This window comes from Pseudomonas sp. PvP001, from assembly GCF_040546375.1.
Taxonomy (GTDB): Bacteria; Pseudomonadota; Gammaproteobacteria; order Pseudomonadales; family Pseudomonadaceae; genus Aquipseudomonas; species Aquipseudomonas coleopterorum.
Window position 1 is genome coordinate 4,245,822 of record NZ_JBEPNQ010000001.1, and the last position, 15,279, is coordinate 4,261,100.

General features: G+C 63.3%; 16 protein-coding genes and 1 pseudogene. All 17 read left to right on the forward strand.

Annotation, left to right across the window (positions count from 1 at the left end; all coding sequences use genetic code 11):
• The first annotated feature begins 10 nt into the window (after positions 1-10).
• A complete protein-coding gene (gene fliF, locus ABMD26_RS19455; protein ID WP_354311293.1) occupies positions 11-1,798 on the forward strand; it encodes a flagellar basal-body MS-ring/collar protein FliF in 1,788 nt (595 codons plus the stop codon).
• A complete protein-coding gene (gene fliG, locus ABMD26_RS19460) occupies positions 1,791-2,810 on the forward strand; it encodes a flagellar motor switch protein FliG (RefSeq protein ID WP_043193255.1) in 1,020 nt (339 codons plus the stop codon). The genes fliF and fliG overlap by 8 nt, the downstream gene beginning before the upstream one ends.
• 99 nt (positions 2,811-2,909) lie before the next feature.
• Entirely contained in the window at positions 2,910-3,677 is a 768-nt protein-coding gene (fliH, locus tag ABMD26_RS19465; protein ID WP_134723176.1) for a flagellar assembly protein FliH, read from the forward strand.
• Positions 3,667-5,027 (forward strand): annotated as a pseudogene (gene fliI, locus ABMD26_RS19470) (flagellar protein export ATPase FliI). The gene fliH and the pseudogene fliI overlap by 11 nt, the downstream one beginning before the upstream one ends.
• Before the next feature lie 6 nt (positions 5,028-5,033).
• On the forward strand, positions 5,034-5,483 hold the full coding sequence (gene fliJ / locus ABMD26_RS19475) for a flagellar export protein FliJ (RefSeq protein ID WP_049858794.1): 450 nt from the start codon (positions 5,034-5,036) through the stop codon (positions 5,481-5,483).
• Positions 5,484-5,568: 85 nt separating this feature from the next.
• Entirely contained in the window at positions 5,569-5,886 is a 318-nt protein-coding gene (locus tag ABMD26_RS19480) for an STAS domain-containing protein (protein ID WP_122743497.1), read from the forward strand.
• Entirely contained in the window at positions 5,883-7,595 is a 1,713-nt protein-coding gene (locus tag ABMD26_RS19485; RefSeq protein WP_122743496.1) for an ATP-binding SpoIIE family protein phosphatase, read from the forward strand. The genes ABMD26_RS19480 and ABMD26_RS19485 overlap by 4 nt, the downstream gene beginning before the upstream one ends.
• A 135-nt stretch (positions 7,596-7,730) precedes the next feature.
• Positions 7,731-8,024 carry an Hpt domain-containing protein gene (locus ABMD26_RS19490; RefSeq protein WP_122743793.1) on the forward strand — a complete coding sequence of 98 codons (294 nt, stop codon included), beginning with the start codon at positions 7,731-7,733 and terminating at the stop codon, positions 8,022-8,024.
• Positions 8,025-8,114: 90 nt separating this feature from the next.
• Complete coding sequence (locus ABMD26_RS19495; protein WP_134723175.1) at positions 8,115-9,479, forward strand: flagellar hook-length control protein FliK; 1,365 nt, start codon at positions 8,115-8,117, stop codon at positions 9,477-9,479.
• Positions 9,480-9,597: 118 nt separating this feature from the next.
• Positions 9,598-10,107 carry a flagellar basal body-associated protein FliL gene (fliL, locus tag ABMD26_RS19500; protein WP_122743494.1) on the forward strand — a complete coding sequence of 170 codons (510 nt, stop codon included), beginning with the start codon at positions 9,598-9,600 and terminating at the stop codon, positions 10,105-10,107.
• A gap of 9 nt (positions 10,108-10,116) precedes the next feature.
• Positions 10,117-11,085 (forward strand): flagellar motor switch protein FliM, encoded by a 969-nt coding sequence (gene fliM / locus ABMD26_RS19505; RefSeq protein ID WP_056843540.1) that lies wholly within the window; start codon positions 10,117-10,119, stop codon positions 11,083-11,085.
• A 42-nt stretch (positions 11,086-11,127) separates the two neighbouring features.
• Positions 11,128-11,598, forward strand: a complete 471-nt coding sequence (gene fliN, locus ABMD26_RS19510) for a flagellar motor switch protein FliN (RefSeq protein ID WP_049858788.1) — start codon at positions 11,128-11,130, stop codon at positions 11,596-11,598.
• Positions 11,598-12,041 (forward strand): flagellar biosynthetic protein FliO, encoded by a 444-nt coding sequence (gene fliO / locus ABMD26_RS19515; RefSeq protein WP_122743493.1) that lies wholly within the window; start codon positions 11,598-11,600, stop codon positions 12,039-12,041. Before fliN ends, fliO begins: the two co-directional genes overlap by 1 nt.
• Positions 12,041-12,793 (forward strand): flagellar type III secretion system pore protein FliP, encoded by a 753-nt coding sequence (gene fliP / locus ABMD26_RS19520; RefSeq protein WP_049858786.1) that lies wholly within the window; start codon positions 12,041-12,043, stop codon positions 12,791-12,793. The genes fliO and fliP overlap by 1 nt, the downstream gene beginning before the upstream one ends.
• 138 nt (positions 12,794-12,931) lie before the next feature.
• Entirely contained in the window at positions 12,932-13,201 is a 270-nt protein-coding gene (gene fliQ / locus ABMD26_RS19525) for a flagellar biosynthesis protein FliQ (protein WP_043186065.1), read from the forward strand.
• Complete coding sequence (fliR, locus tag ABMD26_RS19530) at positions 13,201-13,986, forward strand: flagellar biosynthetic protein FliR (RefSeq protein WP_049858785.1); 786 nt, start codon at positions 13,201-13,203, stop codon at positions 13,984-13,986. The genes fliQ and fliR overlap by 1 nt, the downstream gene beginning before the upstream one ends.
• 3 nt (positions 13,987-13,989) lie before the next feature.
• Positions 13,990-15,126 (forward strand): flagellar biosynthesis protein FlhB, encoded by a 1,137-nt coding sequence (flhB, locus tag ABMD26_RS19535; protein WP_122743492.1) that lies wholly within the window; start codon positions 13,990-13,992, stop codon positions 15,124-15,126.
• Positions 15,127-15,279 lie beyond the last annotated feature (153 nt).

The window sequence follows — 15,279 nt, forward strand, 5'->3', positions numbered from 1 at the left end:
GAATTGAGTCATGGCTGAAGCGACCACCGACAATCTTCCGGCCAAGAGCGGCAACAAATCGCCGCTCATGGGTCTGTCCGTCCTGCAGAATCTGTCACAGATGACCATGCTGCGTCAGGTCGGCCTGCTGGTCGGCCTGGCAGCCAGCGTGGCCATCGGCTTCGCCGTGGTCCTGTGGTCGCAGCAGCCCGACTATCGTCCGCTGTACGGCAGCCTGGCGGGCATGGACACCAAGCAGGTGATCGATACCCTGACCACTGCCAACATTCCCTACACCGTGGAACCCAACTCCGGTGCCTTGCTGGTCAAGGCCGACGATCAGTCGCGCGCGCGCATTGCCCTGGCCTCGGCCGGCGTGGCACCCAGCGACGGCAATGTCGGCTACGAATCGCTCGACAAGGAGCAGGGCCTGGGCACCAGTCAGTTCATGGAAACCGCGCGGTATCGCCGCAGCCTGGAAGGTGAACTGGCCCGTACCATCGGTAGCCTGAACAACATCCGCGCTGCTCGCGTGCACCTGGCCATTCCGAAAAGCTCGGTGTTCGTTCGCGACGAGCGCAAACCCACCGCCTCGGTGCTGGTGGAGATGTACCCCAACCGTACCCTGGACGCCGGTCAGGTGGCGGCCATCGTCAATCTGGTGGCGACCAGCGTTCCGGAACTGAACAAGTCGAACGTGTCGGTCGTCGATCAGAAGGGCACGCTGCTCTCGGCGCAGCTGGAAGACAACGCGTTGACCATGGCCGGCAAGCAGTACGACTACAGCCGTCGCCTGGAAAGCATGCTGACCCAGCGGGTGCAGAACATTCTGCAGCCGGTGGTGGGCAGCGATCGGTTCAAGGCTGAAGTCTCGGCAGACCTGGATTTCAGCGCTGTCGAATCGACGTCCGAGCAGTTCAACCCGGACCAGCCGGCACTGCGCAGCGAGCAGTCCACCAGCGAGCAGCGTTCCAGCGGTTCGGGCCCTTCGGGCGTGCCGGGGGCCTTGAGCAACCAGCCTCCGGGGCCGGCCACCGCGCCGCAGAATGCCGCTCAAGGGCAGGCCGCCGCAGGCGCCGTCCAGCCGGGCCAGCCGCTGCTCGACGCCAACGGCCAGCAGATCATGGACCCGGCCACCGGCCAACCGATGCTGGCACCGTATCCGGCCGACAAGCGTCAGCAGTCAACCAAGAATTTCGAACTGGACCGTTCCATCAGCCACACCAAGCAACAGCAGGGTCGTCTCACCCGGTTGTCGGTGGCGGTGGTGGTCGACGATCAGGCCAAGGTCAACCCGGCCGACGGTACCGTGACCATGACACCGTGGAACGCCCAGGAACTGGCCCGTTTCACCCGCTTGGTGCAGGACGCCGTGGGCTTCGATGCCAGCCGCGGCGACAGCGTGACCGTGATCAACGTACCGTTTGCGCCCAATTCCGCCGAAGTCATCACCGAACCTGCGTTCTACAAGGAACCCTGGTTCTGGGACATCATGAAGCAGGTGCTGGGCGTGGTGTTCATCCTGGTTCTGGTGTTCGGCGTGCTGCGTCCGGTGCTGAACAACATCACCGGCGGTGGCAAGGGCAAGGCGGGCGATGCCGAACTCGGCGCCGCCGGCGCGATGGGCGGTGTGGCCGCCCTGGGCATGGACGGCGAGCTGGCCAACGATCGGGTCAGCCTGGGTGGGCCGCAGAGCATTCTGCTGCCCAGCCCGACCGAGGGCTATGACGCCCAGTTGAATGCAATCAAGAGTCTTGTGGCCGAAGACCCGGGCCGAGTCGCCCAGGTCGTGAAAGAGTGGATCAATGCCGATGAGTAGTTCACAAGCCGTCACCCCCAAGCTGACCAAGGTCGACAAGGCCGCCATCCTTCTGCTGTCGCTGGGTGAAACCGACGCGGCGCAGGTGCTTCGCCACATGGGCCCCAAGGAGGTCCAGCGCGTTGGCGTGGCTATGGCGCAGATGCGCAACGTGCACCGTGAGCAGGTCGAGCAGGTGATGAGCGAATTCGTCACCGTGGTCGGCGATCAGACCGGTCTGGGTGTCGGTTCCGACAACTACATCCGCAAGATGCTCACCTCGGCGCTGGGCGAAGACAAGGCCAACGGCCTGATCGACCGCATCCTGCTGGGCGGCAATACCAGCGGCCTGGACAGCCTGAAGTGGATGGAGCCCCGCGCCGTGGCCGACGTCATTCGCTACGAGCACCCGCAGATCCAGTCGATCGTCGTGGCCTACCTCGACCCCGACCAGGCTGGTGAAGTGCTGGCGCATTTCGAGCACAAGGCGCGGCTGGACATCATTCTGCGCGTATCGTCGCTCAACACCGTACAGCCGGCAGCGCTGAAAGAACTCAACACCATTCTGGAGAAGCAGTTCTCCGGCAATTCCAACGCCACCCGGACGACCCTGGGTGGGGTCAAGCGCGCTGCCGATATCATGAACTTCCTCGACAGTTCGTCCGAAGGCCAGTTGATGGACTCCATCCGCGAGGTCGACGAAGAACTGTCCGGGCAGATCGAAGACCTCATGTTCGTCTTCAACAACCTCAAGGATGTCGACGACCGCGGTATCCAGGCACTGCTGCGCGAGGTTTCCTCGGACGTGCTGGTGGTGGCCCTCAAGGGCGCCGACGAGGGTGTGCGCGAGAAGATCTTCAAGAACATGTCCAAGCGCGCGGCCGAGCTGCTGCGGGACGACCTCGAGGCCAAGGGGCCGGTGCGAGTCAGCGATGTCGAGTCGGCGCAGAAGGAAGTGCTCACCATTGCTCGGCGCATGGCCGAAGCCGGCGAAATCGTGCTCGGTGGCAAGGGTGGGGAAGAGATGATCTAATCATCCCTCTCCCAGACCTCTGTCGTGGAGGCCGGCTGCCCTGGGGTGGTCGGCTCCGAGCGACCCCACTTCGCACCCAGGCGTCAGGAATCGCAAGCCATGTCCCGCCCCACCCAAGAACCCGTCAGTGAACTGATTCGCGCCGTCGACGCGCGCAGTGCCGACCTGTGGGCGTTGCCCAGCTTCGATCCCGAGCGACCTGCCGAAGAGGTGATGCCGGAGCCCGTGTCGGTCGAGGAAATCGAAGAGGTGCCCCTCGACGAGGTGCAGCCCATCACTCTGGAAGAGCTGGAAGCCATTCGCCAGGAGGCCTACAACGAGGGCTTCGCCACCGGTGAAAAGGAGGGCTTTCACAGCACCCAGCTCAAGGTTCGTCAGGAAGCCGAAGCGGCGCTGGCTGGCAAGCTTGCCCAGTTCGACCGGCTCTTGGGGCACCTGTTGACGCCCATTGCCGATCAGGACACCCAGATCGAGAAGTCCCTGGTCGAGCTGGTGGGCCACATTGCCCGCCAGGTCATCCGCCGCGAGTTGGTGACCGATTCCAGCCAGATCGAAAAAGTCCTGCGCGAAGCGCTGAAGTTGCTGCCCATGGGCGCCAACAATATTCGCATCTTCATCAATCCTCAGGACTTCGAGCAGATCAAGTCGCTGCGCGAGAAGCACGAGGAAAACTGGCGAATCCAGGAAGACGACTCGCTACAGCCCGGCGGCTGCCGTATCGAAACCGAACACAGCCGCATCGATGCGAGCATGGAGACGCGCATTACCCAGGCCATTGCGCAATTGTTCGATCAGTTGCACGAGCAGAACATGCACCCGGCCCCGGCCGACATCACCGTCGATCTGGACGCGCCCGATGAAGCTTGATCGCACCAGCTTCGGCAAGCCGCCTGGGCACCTACGAGGCGGCCATCGACCTGCCGCGCCAGCCGATCGTCGAAGGTCGTCTGCTGCGCATGGTCGGGCTGACCCTCGAAGCTGAAGGCTTGCGCGCGGCCATGGGCAGCCGCTGCGTGGTGATCAACGACGACAGCGACCAGCCGGTGCAGGTCGAAGCCGAAGTCATGGGCTTTTCCGGCAGCAAGATCTACCTGATGCCCGTGGGCAGCGTCAGCGGCATCGCGCCGGGTGCACGGGTCGTGCCGGTGGCCGACACCGGGCGCCTGCCGATGGGCATGAGCATGCTCGGGCGCATCCTCGACGGCGCCGGGCGGGCACTGGACGGCAAGGGCGGTATGAAGGCCGAGGACTGGGTACCGATGGACGGGCCCACCATCAACCCCCTCAAGCGTGACCCCATCAGTCAGCCGCTGGATGTCGGCATTCGCAGCATCAACGGCCTGCTGACGGTAGGCCGTGGCCAGCGCCTGGGCCTGTTCGCCGGTACCAGGCGTGGGCAAGAGTGTGCTGCTGGGCATGATGACGCGCTTCACCGAAGCCGACATCATCGTCGTCGGCCTGATCGGTGAACGTGGCCGCGAGGTCAAGGAGTTCATCGAACATACCTTGGGCGAGGAGGGCCTGCGCCGTTCGGTGGTGGTGGCGTCACCGGCTGACGAAGCACCGTTGATGCGCCTGCGCGCCGCCATGTATTGCACGCGCATCGCCGAATACTTTCGCGACAAGGGCAAGAACGTCCTGCTGCTGATGGACTCGTTGACCCGTTTCGCTCAGGCCCAGCGGGAAATTGCCCTGGCCATCGGCGAGCCGCCGGCGACCAAGGGCTATCCGCCTTCGGTGTTCGCCAAACTGCCCAAGCTGGTCGAGCGCGCCGGCAACGCCGAGGCCGGTGGCGGATCGATCACCGCGTTCTACACCGTGTTGTCCGAAGGCGACGATCAGCAGGATCCCATCGCCGACTCGGCGCGAGGCGTGCTCGACGGCCACATCGTGCTGTCACGGCGCCTGGCAGAAGAGGGGCATTATCCGGCCATCGATATCGAGGCGTCGATCAGCCGGGTGATGCCCAGCGTGGTCAGCCCCCAGCACCTGGGCCAGGCACAACAGTTCAAGCAACTGTGGTCGCGCTATCAGCAAAGCCGCGACTTGATCAGCGTCGGCGCCTACGTGGCGGGCGGGGATCGCGAGACCGACCTGGCCATTGCCCTGCAACCGCAGCTGGTGCGTTACCTGCGCCAGGGCCTCAACGACAATGAAAGCCTGCAGGCCAGCGCCGAGCGCCTGGCAGCGGTGTTCACGCCTGTGGCGCCGGGGTAAGCGCGGATGGCAATGAGTCGCGCAGCGCGCCTGGCTCCCGTGGTGGAGATGGCCGAAAGCACCGAGCGCAAGGCTGCCCAGCGCCTGGGTCATTTTCAGGGGCAAGTGAACCTGGCCGAAGCCAAGCTGGCGGAGCTCGAGCGTTTTCGCAACGACTATCAGCAGCAGTGGATCAACAACGGCAGCCGCGGTGTGTCCGGCCAGTGGCTGATGAACTACCAGCGCTTTCTCAACCAGCTCGAAACGGCCGTCGGTCAGCAGCGCCAGAGCCTTGCGTGGCACCAGAACAACCTGAACAATGCGCGCGCCACCTGGCAGCAGGCCTATGCCCGTGTGGAGGGGCTGCGCAAGCTGGTCCAGCGCTATATCCTCGAGGCCCGGCAGTTGGAGGACAAGCGTGAGCAGCGCCTGCTCGACGAGCTGTCCCAGCGATTGCCCAGGCACGACAGCTTCTAGTCAGATTTTGTCAGTACCCAGTTGAACGCCCCCGTAATGCAGTGTTAAACCTTGCCTGCACGGCAAACCCAAGGAGCATCACTACATGGCTGTAACCCAGAGTTCGGTAAGCCACAGTTACAACGGCGAAAACAATACTTCATCGATTGCCGTCAAGGGTCGATTCGACTTCAGCCTGCATCAGCAATTTCGCGAAAGTTACGAGCGCGAGGGCAAGTCCACCCGCTATGTCGTCGATCTGAACGAGACCACCTACATGGACAGTTCGGCACTGGGCATGCTGCTGTTGCTGCGCGACCACGCCGGTGGTGACCACGCCGATATCACGCTGTCGAACATTTCCTCCGACGTGCGCAAGATTCTGGCGATCTCCAACTTCGACAAGTTGTTCAAGATCCCTTGAAACCGCCCGTCAATGAGGAACCACTGACGGTTCTGATCGCCGACGACAACATGACCGACCGCATGCTGCTGTCGAGCATCGTGCGTCGGCAGGGCCACGCGGTGATCACCGCCAGCAATGGTCAGGAAGCCATCGAGCTGTTTCGCCAGCAACGACCGCAACTGGTGTTGCTCGACGCCATGATGCCGGTGATGGACGGCTTCGAGGCGGCGCGCACGATCAAGCAATTGGCCGGTGAGGCCCTGGTGCCGATCATCTTCCTGACGTCGTTGACCGAAGAACAGGCGCTGGTCCGCTGCCTGGACGCCGGTGGCGACGATTTTCTGGCCAAACCCTACAACCAGGTGATTCTGGCCGCCAAGATCAAGGCCATGGATCGCCTGCGCCGTCTGCAGGCCACGGTGCTGGAACAGCGTGACCTGATCACCCGTCACCATGATTACCTGCTCAACGAGCAGCGCGTGGCCAAGGCGGTGTTCGATCAGATCGCCCACTCCGGCTGTCTCGATGCGCCCAACGTGCGTTACCTGCAATCACCCTACGCGCTGTTCAACGGCGATCTGCTGCTTGCCGCCTATACGCCGTCGGGCGACATGCATGTGCTGCTCGGTGATTTCACCGGCCATGGGCTACCGGCAGCGGTGGGGGCCATGCCGCTGGCCGAAGTGTTCTACGGCATGACTGCCAAGGGATACGGGCTGGCGGAAATCCTTCGCGAGATGAACGCCAAGCTCAAGCGCATCCTGCCGGTGGACATGTTCTGCTGCGCAACCCTGCTGCGCCTGAGCTTTCAGCGTTGCACCGTGGAAGTCTGGAACGGCGGCATGCCCGATGGCTACCTGCACCGCCACGACGGCTCGAAGCGCGTGGCGCTGGTATCGCGGCATTTACCGCTGGGCGTACTGCCAGCCACCCGTTTCGAAGACCAGACCGAAGTCTGGCCGCTGGCGCCGGGTGATCGGGTGCTGCTGCTGTCCGACGGCGTTATCGAAACGAGCAATGCGCAGGACGAATCCTTCGGTGTGGAACGGCTCGAACGGGTGTTCGACACCCACAAAAACCCCGAGTCACTGTTCGAAGGCATTCTGCAGGCCCTTGAGGATTTTCGTGGTGAATCGCGCGACGACGTGAGCATGGTGCAGTTGGCCTTGATCGACGCCCAACGCCAGCCACCGGCCAGCCTGATCTATTCCGACAGTGGTCAGTCCAGTCCGCTGGACTGGTCGGCCATGTTCGAATTTCGTGCCGACACCCTGCGTCGTTTCAATCCGCTGCCTTACATCCTGCAACTGTTGCAGGAGATTCACGGCCTGCGCTCGCAGAGTGGTGAGCTCTACAGCGTGTTGGCCGAGCTATACTCCAACGCCTTGGAGCATGGTGTGCTGGAGCTCGATTCCGCACTCAAGCGCGACGCCGCTGGTTTCTCCCGGTATTACGCGCTGCGCAACGAGCGTCTGGCCGCTTTGGAAGACGGCTACATCCGCTTACACTTGCAGGTACGCCCGCAAGGTGTCGGAGGGGTGCTGCGCATCGTGGTCGAAGACAGTGGCAAGGGCTTCGATCCGGCCAAGGTGCTGGCAAGAACGCCCAGCGTGCACGGTTTGTCGGGGCGCGGGGTCAACCTGGTCCGTCAGCTCAGCAGCAGCGCGGGGTGGTCGGAGGACGGGCGCAGTGTCCACGTTGAATTTACCTGGGAGTCTCAAGCGTAACTGGCTTGATCAAGGAGTGAACAAGTGACTATTGAACATCTAGCTGGCGAACCACTGACGGTGCAGAAGCCGACCCATGAACAGCCGGAAAAACCCCATGTCGACCCCACGGCCCTGGCCGCTCTGGAGGATGTCATGGAAGATGAATACCCCCTGTTGCTCGATACCTTCCTCAGTGACTCGCAGCTGCGATTGAACGAACTGCATCGATCCCATGATCTGGTCGAGCTCAGCCATGCCGCCCACAGTTTCAAGGGCAGCAGCAGCAACATGGGCGCCATGCGCCTGGCGCAACTGTGCAGCGAGTTGGAGCAGTACTGCCGTCAGGGCACGCCGGATGGCGTGGATGCCTATGTGCAGCGTATCGACAGCGAGTTCGCGCTGGTCCTGAAACTGTATTCCGAAGAGCGTGCACGGTTCCCCGACTGAGCGACACCTTCAGCCGTTGACTGCCGATGGCCCGATACTTGCTTTCTCCCAGGCTATCAGCGCTAACGCCACCGTATCGGGGAGATCTTCATGGCTGTCGCTTCAAACCCTCTGCTGCTGCAACTGGGCGCCGCCGCACGCGCGGCCTCCGCCACCGGCGCGGCCAAGTCCGCTGCAGTGGACACCGATTCGTCACCGCGTTTTGCCGATCTCTATGCCCGTCAGAACCACGCGACCGCGGTCAAGGCCAAGGTCGATCCTGCGCCCGCGGCTACCCGGGAAACGGCTGCTGGCCCTGCCAGCAAAGCGGCCGGGGCCAGCGCTCCGGTTGCCGATAGCGGCAAGAAGTTGCCAGTGGCCAAGGCGGACAAGCCGGAGAAACCTGAAACGATCGACAAGGCTGACAAGCCCGACAAGGCCGACAAGGTTGCCGGCAAGGACGACGACAAGGTCACCGGTGCCGACGACAAGGATGATCCTGCCGTCGCCTCGACCGCTGCACCGGTCGATCCCGCGGCTGCGCCGGTCCCTGCCGACCCTGCCAGCAACCCTGCGCTGGTCCAGGCTCCGCCTGCGGCGTTGACCGCTGCCAGTCTTACCGACAGCGACACCGATACCCCAGCCGAGGATTTCGATCCGACCCAGGACGTCCTGGCTGACCTGCCTGCACTGCGCCTGGCGCTTGAGCAGACCGCCAAAAACAATGGCACCACCTCCGCACATGCCAGCCAAACGTCATCGGCAGACCCGGCGGCCACCAACGAACGTGGCATCGAGGGCAGTTTCGTCAACGGTCTGGCGGCGATGATGGGCAAGGAGCAGGCCGGTGAAGCGGGCGAGGGCGGTGATACCGGCTTTGCCGGTTTGCTCGACAGTGCTCCGAAAGACGCCGATGCGGCCGCCGGTGACAGCCGCGTCGACACGTTCGCCGATCGCCTGCAGGCCCTGACTCAGACCGCCACGGCCAAGGCCGGCAGTGCGGCGCCGCTGGCCAGTCCTTTGGGCCAGCCGCTGGCCATGCAGCAATCGGGCTGGACCGAAGGCCTGGTCAATCGGGTCATGTACCTGTCGAGCCAGAACCTCAAATCGGCGGATATCCAGCTGACACCCGCAGAGCTGGGACGTCTGGACATTCGAGTCGACATCACGCCCGACCAGCAGACGCAGGTGACCTTCTCAAGCGCTCACATCGGTGTACGCGAGGCGCTGGAAAGCCAGCAGCATCGCCTCAAGGACATGTTCAACCAGCAGGGCATGGGGCAGCTGGATGTCAACGTATCCGACCAGTCTCGCCAGTCCCAGGGCGAGCAGCAGCAGGCACAGCAGAGTCGCCGCAGCACTGGCGAGCGCCCCGCCGGCGACGCGATCGACACCGGCGAGCCCGCGGTGGCCGCTGTCCAGCCCGTGATTTCCAGCACGGTGCTGGGCAGCAGTGCGGTGGATTACTACGCCTGATCCAGCCGTCTGATCCTGGCGACCTGCCGCGCAGGCACGTCGCCGGGAGTGTTGGCATAACCCTTGCTCCATCGTCGCCATGGGTACGCTTACCCCTCAATGGTGACGGATTATTGGCATGGCAAAGACCGAAGAAGCAAAGGACCCCGCAGCCAAGGAAGGCAAGGGCAAACTCAAGCTGATCATCCTGGTGGTCGTAGGCCTGTTGCTGGCTGTCGGCCTGTCTGTGGGCGCCACCTGGTACTTCATGCACAAATCCGCCAGTGCGCCCGCCGCGGAAACCCCGGCGGCAGCCACCAACGTCAAGCCTGCGGCAATCTACGAGCCCTTGACGCCCGCCTTCGTGGTCAACTTCAAGCAGAACGGCCGTGATCGCTACATGCAGGTCAGCATTGTCCTGCAGGCGCGGGACAAGGCCGACATGGAGGCCTTGAAGGTGCACACCCCGGTGATCCGCAACAACCTGGTCATGCTCTTCTCCGGCCAGCCGTTCGATACCTTGACCACGCCGATCGGCCAGGAAATGCTGCGCCAGAAAGCGACCGCAAGTGTGCAGGAAGTGGCGCAGAAAGAAGTGGGCAAGCCAGTCATCGACCAGGTGCTCTTCACAAACTTCGTATTGCAGTAGGAACAACTCATGGCCGTACAGGACCTGCTGTCCCAGGACGAGATCGATGCGCTGCTGCATGGTGTCGACGATGGCCTGGTGCAAACCGAAGGCAATGGCGAACCTGGAGGCATCAGGAGCTACGACCTGACCACCCAGGATCGCATCGTGCGTGGGCGCATGCCCACGCTGGAAATGATCAACGAGCGTTTCGCCCGCTATACCCGTATCAGCATGTTCAACCTGTTGCGTCGCTCCGCCGATGTGGCGGTTGGCGGCGTGCAGGTGATGAAGTTCGGCGAGTACGTCCACTCGCTGTACGTCCCCACCAGCCTCAACCTGGTGAAGATCAAGCCGCTGCGTGGCACCGGCCTGTTCATTCTGGATGCCAAGCTGGTGTTCAAGCTGGTCGACAATTTCTTCGGCGGTGACGGTCGCCACGCCAAGATCGAGGGTCGCGAGTTCACCCCGACCGAGCTGCGCGTGGTACGCATGGTGCTGGACCAGGCCTTCCTCGACATGAAGGAAGCCTGGCAGGCGATCATGGAAGTCAACTTCGAGTACATCAACTCGGAGGTCAACCCGGCCATGGCCAACATCGTCGGCCCCAGCGAGGCGGTGGTGGTGTCCACGTTCCACATCGAGCTCGATGGCGGTGGCGGAGACCTGCACGTGACCATGCCGTATTCGATGATCGAGCCGGTGCGCGAGATGCTCGATGCCGGCTTCCAGTCCGACCTGGACGACCAGGACGAGCGCTGGAGCAAGGCGTTGCGCGAAGACGTGCTGGACGTCAGCGTGCCATTGAGCGCCACCGTGGCGCGGCGCCAGCTGAAGCTGCGCGACATCCTGCACATGCAGCCCGGCGACGTGATTCCGGTGGAACTGCCCGAAGAGCTGGTGCTGCGCGCCAATGGCGTACCTTCGTTCAAGGCCAAGCTGGGCTCGCACAAGGGCAACCTGGCTTTACAAGTAATCGAACCGATCGAGCGTCGCTGATCGCTTCAATCCGATGATTTAGATGCCCGTCGAGGACCACTGATGGCTGATCAAGATGAAACAATTTCCGCCGAAGACCAGGCGCTCGCCGATGAATGGGCGGCTGCATTGGGTGAGTCCGGGGATGCCGGGCAGGACGACATCGACGCGCTGCTGGCCGCCGATGCCCGTGGCGGCTCCGCCTCCTCGCGCCTGCCCATGGAAGAGTTCGGCAGTTCGCCCAAGTCGGGCAACGGCCCGGTCACCCTCGATGGACCGAATCTGGATGTGATCCTCGACATTCCGGTGACCATTTCCATGGAGGTCGGGGCGACCGATATCAGCATCCGCAACCTGCTCCAGCTCAACCAGGGTTCGGTGATCGAGCTCGACCGGCTGGCGGGCGAAGCGCTGGATGTGCTGGTCAACGGGACGTTGATCGCCCATGGCGAAGTGGTGGTGGTCAACGAGAAGTTCGGCATTCGCCTGACCGACGTGATCAGTCCCAGCGAACGCATCAAGAAGCTGCGGTGATGGGCCGCTTTCTGTGGGCTCTGCTGCTCCTGCCCATGGTCGTCCTGGCGGCGCCCGAAGCGGCGCCGGCAACGGCGCCGGTGGTGGCGTCCGGTGGAACTGGCCTGGCCGGTCAATTGACCCAGACGGTGTTGGGGCTGTTGGCCGTTGTGGCCTTGATCTTCGGTCTGGCCTGGCTGATGCGCCGCGTGCAGCAGGTCGCGCCGCGCCAAGGTCAGGTCATCGACGTGATCGGCGCCAAGGCGTTGGGTCCGCGCGACCGGCTGGTGCTGGTGCAGGTGGGCGAGGAGCAGATCCTGTTGGGCGTCAGCCCCGGTCGCATCAGCGCCCTGCACGTGATGAACACGCCGGTCATGCCGCCCGACCGAACCACGCAGGCCACACCCGAATTCGCCCAGCGCCTGATGGAACTGCTGGGCAAGGACCAGAAGGATAAGAAGTGATGGGTGCGTTGCGCGTAGTCCTGCCCCTGGCCTTGATGTTGGCGGCGCCGTTGGCGCTGGCCGCCGATCCGCTGCAGATTCCGGCGTTGACCATGACCAGCGGCGCCAACGGCCAGCAGGAGTATTCGGTCAACCTGCAGATCCTGCTGATCATGACCGCGCTGAGTTTCATCCCGGCGTTCGTCATGCTGATGACCAGTTTCACCCGCATCATCATCGTCTTTTCCATCCTGCGCCAGGCACTGGGCCTGCAGCAGACCCCATCCAACCAGTTGCTGACCGGCATGGCGCTGTTCCTGACCATGTTCATCATGGCGCCGGTGTTCGACAAGGTGAACCAGCAGGCCCTGCAACCCTATCTGAACGAACAGCTCAGCGCCCAGGACGCGGTCGCCCGCGCCGAAGGCCCGATCAAGGACTTCATGCTGGCGCAGACTCGGCAGAGCGACCTTGAGCTGTTCATGCGGCTGTCCAAACGCACCGACATCGCCAGTGCCGACCAGGCGCCGCTGACCATCCTGGTACCGGCCTTCGTCACCTCGGAGCTGAAGACGGCGTTCCAGATCGGCTTCATGATCTTCATTCCGTTCCTGATCATCGACCTGGTGGTCGCCAGTGTGCTGATGGCCATGGGTATGATGATGCTCTCGCCACTGATCATCTCGCTGCCGTTCAAGATCATGCTGTTCGTCCTGGTCGATGGCTGGGCGCTGATCATCGGTACCCTGGCGGGGAGTTTCGGTGGTGTCTGACTTTGCGATGTGCTGTGTTGTCGAGGGCCTCTTCGCGGGCAGAGCCCGCTCCCACATCAGTCGCGGCGCTACCAATCGTGTGGGAGCGGGCTCTGCCCGCGAAGAAGCCAGATCTGCCTTGCCCAGGAGCCTGAACCCATGACCCCGGAAGTCGCTGTCGACCTGTTTCGCGAAGCGCTGTGGCTGACCACGGTAATGGTCGCGATCCTCGTGCTGCCGAGCCTGATCGTCGGCCTGATCATCGCCATGTTCCAGGCTGCCACGCAAATCAACGAACAGACCCTGAGCTTCCTGCCACGCCTGCTGGTCATGCTGGTGACGCTGATCGTCATCGGGCCGTGGATGGTGCGCACCTTCATGGAGTACATCACCACCCTGTACTCCAACATCCCGCAGGTGATCGGCTGATGCAGCCATTGCTGCAGCTGACCGACGCGCAGATCGGTGGCTGGGTGGCCAGCTTCATCCTGCCGCTGTTCCGGGTTGCCGCGATGCTGATGACCATGCCGATCTTCGGCACCCAGGTGCTGCCGCAGCGAGTGCGCCTGTACGTCGCCGTGGCCATCACCGTGGTCATCGTGCCGGGGCTGCCGCCTGCGCCGACGGTCGACGCCATCAGTGTCCAGGCGCTGCTGCTGGTGGCCGAACAGATCATCATCGGCGCGCTGTTCGGCTTCTCCCTGCAGTTCCTGTTCCAGGCCTTCGTGGTCGCCGGGCAGATTCTGGCGATCCAGATGGGCATGGCCTTCGCGTCCATGGTCGACCCCACCAACGGCGTATCGGTAGCGGTGGTCGGCCAGTTCTTCAGCATGCTGGTGACCCTGGTGTTCCTGTCCATGAACGGCCATCTGGTGATCTTCGAGGTGCTGACCGAGAGCTTCACCACGTTGCCCATCGGCGGCGGGCTGCTGACCGCGCATTACTGGGATGTGGTGCTGCGCATGGGCTGGGTGCTGGGTGCCGGTGTGCTGCTGGTGCTGCCTGCCATCACTGCCTTGCTGGTGGTCAACATCGCCTTCGGCGTGATGACCCGTGCCGCGCCGCAGTTGAACATCTTTTCCATCGGTTTCCCGCTGACCCTGGTGCTGGGGATGTTCATCCTCTGGGTCAGCCTGGGCGATATCCTCAACCAGTATCAGCCGCTGGCGACCAACGCCTTGCAGTGGCTGCGCGAATTGGCGCGAGCGGAGTAGGCAATGGCCGAAAGCGAAAGCGGTGCCGACAAGACAGAAGACCCCACGGACAAGCGCAAGAAAGACTCGCGCGAAAAAGGCGAGATCGCCCGTTCCAAGGAGCTCAACACCCTGGCGGTGATGGTCGCCGGGTGCGGCGCGCTGCTGGCGTTCGGCGGGCATTTGGCGCAGAGCCTGCTGGAGCTGATGCGCAGCAACTTCACCCTGAGCCGCGAGGTGCTGCTCGACGAGCGCTACATGGGCATCTTTCTGCTGCAGTCGGGCAAGGTGGCGATCCTGGCCACCCAGCCGATTCTGGTGACGATGCTGCTCGCAGCCCTGATCGGGCCGGTCGCATTGGGCGGGTGGCTGTTCGCCGCCAGCTCCATGGCGCCCAAGTTCAGCCGCATGAACCCGGCCGCGGGCCTCAAGCGCATGTTTTCCATGCATGCGCTGACCGAGTTGCTGAAGGCCCTGGCCAAGTTCGCCATCATCCTCATCGTTGCCATCATGGTGTTGGCCAAGGACCGCGCCGACCTGCTGGCCATCGCCAATGAGCCACTGGAAATGGCGATCATCCACAGCGTGCAACTGGTGGGCTGGAGCGCCTTGTGGATGTCCTGCGGGCTGGCGCTGATCGCCGCCGTGGACGTGCCGTTCCAGCTGTACAGCAGCAAGCAGAAGCTGATGATGACCAAGCAGGAGGTCAAGGACGAGCACAAGGACGCCGAAGGCCGTCCCGAGGTGAAAGGGCGGGTGCGTCAGTTGCAGCGCGAGATGTCGCAGCGGCGGATGATGACGGCCATTCCCGAGGCGGACGTGATCATTACCAACCCGACCCACTACGCCGTGGCGCTCAAGTACGATCCGGAGAAGGGCAATGCGCCGGTGCTGCTGGCCAAGGGCTCGGACTTCATTGCCCTGAAGATTCGCGAAATAGGCAACGAGCACCGCATCCAGGTGCTCGAATCGCCGGCCCTGGCACGCTCGATCTTCTATTCCACGGACATCGAGCAGCAGATCCCGGCCGGGCTGTACCTAGCGGTGGCGCAGGTGCTGGCCTATGTCTACCAGATCCGCCAATACCAGGCCGGACGCGGCAAGCGGCCGGATCCGCTGCATGACCTGCCGATCCCACCGGATTTGCAGCGAGACAGTTAGACCGCGCCGCGGCCTTCGCGGGCAGAGCCCGCTCCCACAAGTGCCAACCCTGTGGGAGCGGGCTCTGCCCGCGAAGGGCACACCGCCGAATCGCCTGACACCCAGCACTCGACCACAAGGCGAGAATCTTTAACCCCCTCCGACAAAAGTTGG

What these genes read in the sequence shown, in the direction of transcription:
- fliJ (WP_049858794.1), top strand. Translation starts at nt 5,034, where the DNA reads ATGGCAATGAGTCGCGCAGCGCGCCTGGCTCCCGTGGTGGAGATGGCC.
- fliG (WP_043193255.1), top strand. Translation starts at nt 1,791, where the DNA reads ATGAGTAGTTCACAAGCCGTCACCCCCAAGCTGACCAAGGTCGACAAG.
- fliN (WP_049858788.1), top strand. Translation starts at nt 11,128, where the DNA reads ATGGCTGATCAAGATGAAACAATTTCCGCCGAAGACCAGGCGCTCGCC.
- fliP (WP_049858786.1), top strand. Translation starts at nt 12,041, where the DNA reads ATGGGTGCGTTGCGCGTAGTCCTGCCCCTGGCCTTGATGTTGGCGGCG.
- fliQ (WP_043186065.1), top strand. Translation starts at nt 12,932, where the DNA reads ATGACCCCGGAAGTCGCTGTCGACCTGTTTCGCGAAGCGCTGTGGCTG.
- ABMD26_RS19495 (WP_134723175.1), top strand. Translation starts at nt 8,115, where the DNA reads ATGGCTGTCGCTTCAAACCCTCTGCTGCTGCAACTGGGCGCCGCCGCA.
- fliR (WP_049858785.1), top strand. Translation starts at nt 13,201, where the DNA reads ATGCAGCCATTGCTGCAGCTGACCGACGCGCAGATCGGTGGCTGGGTG.
- fliM (WP_056843540.1), top strand. Translation starts at nt 10,117, where the DNA reads ATGGCCGTACAGGACCTGCTGTCCCAGGACGAGATCGATGCGCTGCTG.
- fliF (WP_354311293.1), top strand. Translation starts at nt 11, where the DNA reads ATGGCTGAAGCGACCACCGACAATCTTCCGGCCAAGAGCGGCAACAAA.
- ABMD26_RS19490 (WP_122743793.1), top strand. Translation starts at nt 7,731, where the DNA reads ATGGAAGATGAATACCCCCTGTTGCTCGATACCTTCCTCAGTGACTCG.
- fliH (WP_134723176.1), top strand. Translation starts at nt 2,910, where the DNA reads ATGTCCCGCCCCACCCAAGAACCCGTCAGTGAACTGATTCGCGCCGTC.
- ABMD26_RS19480 (WP_122743497.1), top strand. Translation starts at nt 5,569, where the DNA reads ATGGCTGTAACCCAGAGTTCGGTAAGCCACAGTTACAACGGCGAAAAC.
- fliO (WP_122743493.1), top strand. Translation starts at nt 11,598, where the DNA reads ATGGGCCGCTTTCTGTGGGCTCTGCTGCTCCTGCCCATGGTCGTCCTG.
- fliL (WP_122743494.1), top strand. Translation starts at nt 9,598, where the DNA reads ATGGCAAAGACCGAAGAAGCAAAGGACCCCGCAGCCAAGGAAGGCAAG.
- flhB (WP_122743492.1), top strand. Translation starts at nt 13,990, where the DNA reads ATGGCCGAAAGCGAAAGCGGTGCCGACAAGACAGAAGACCCCACGGAC.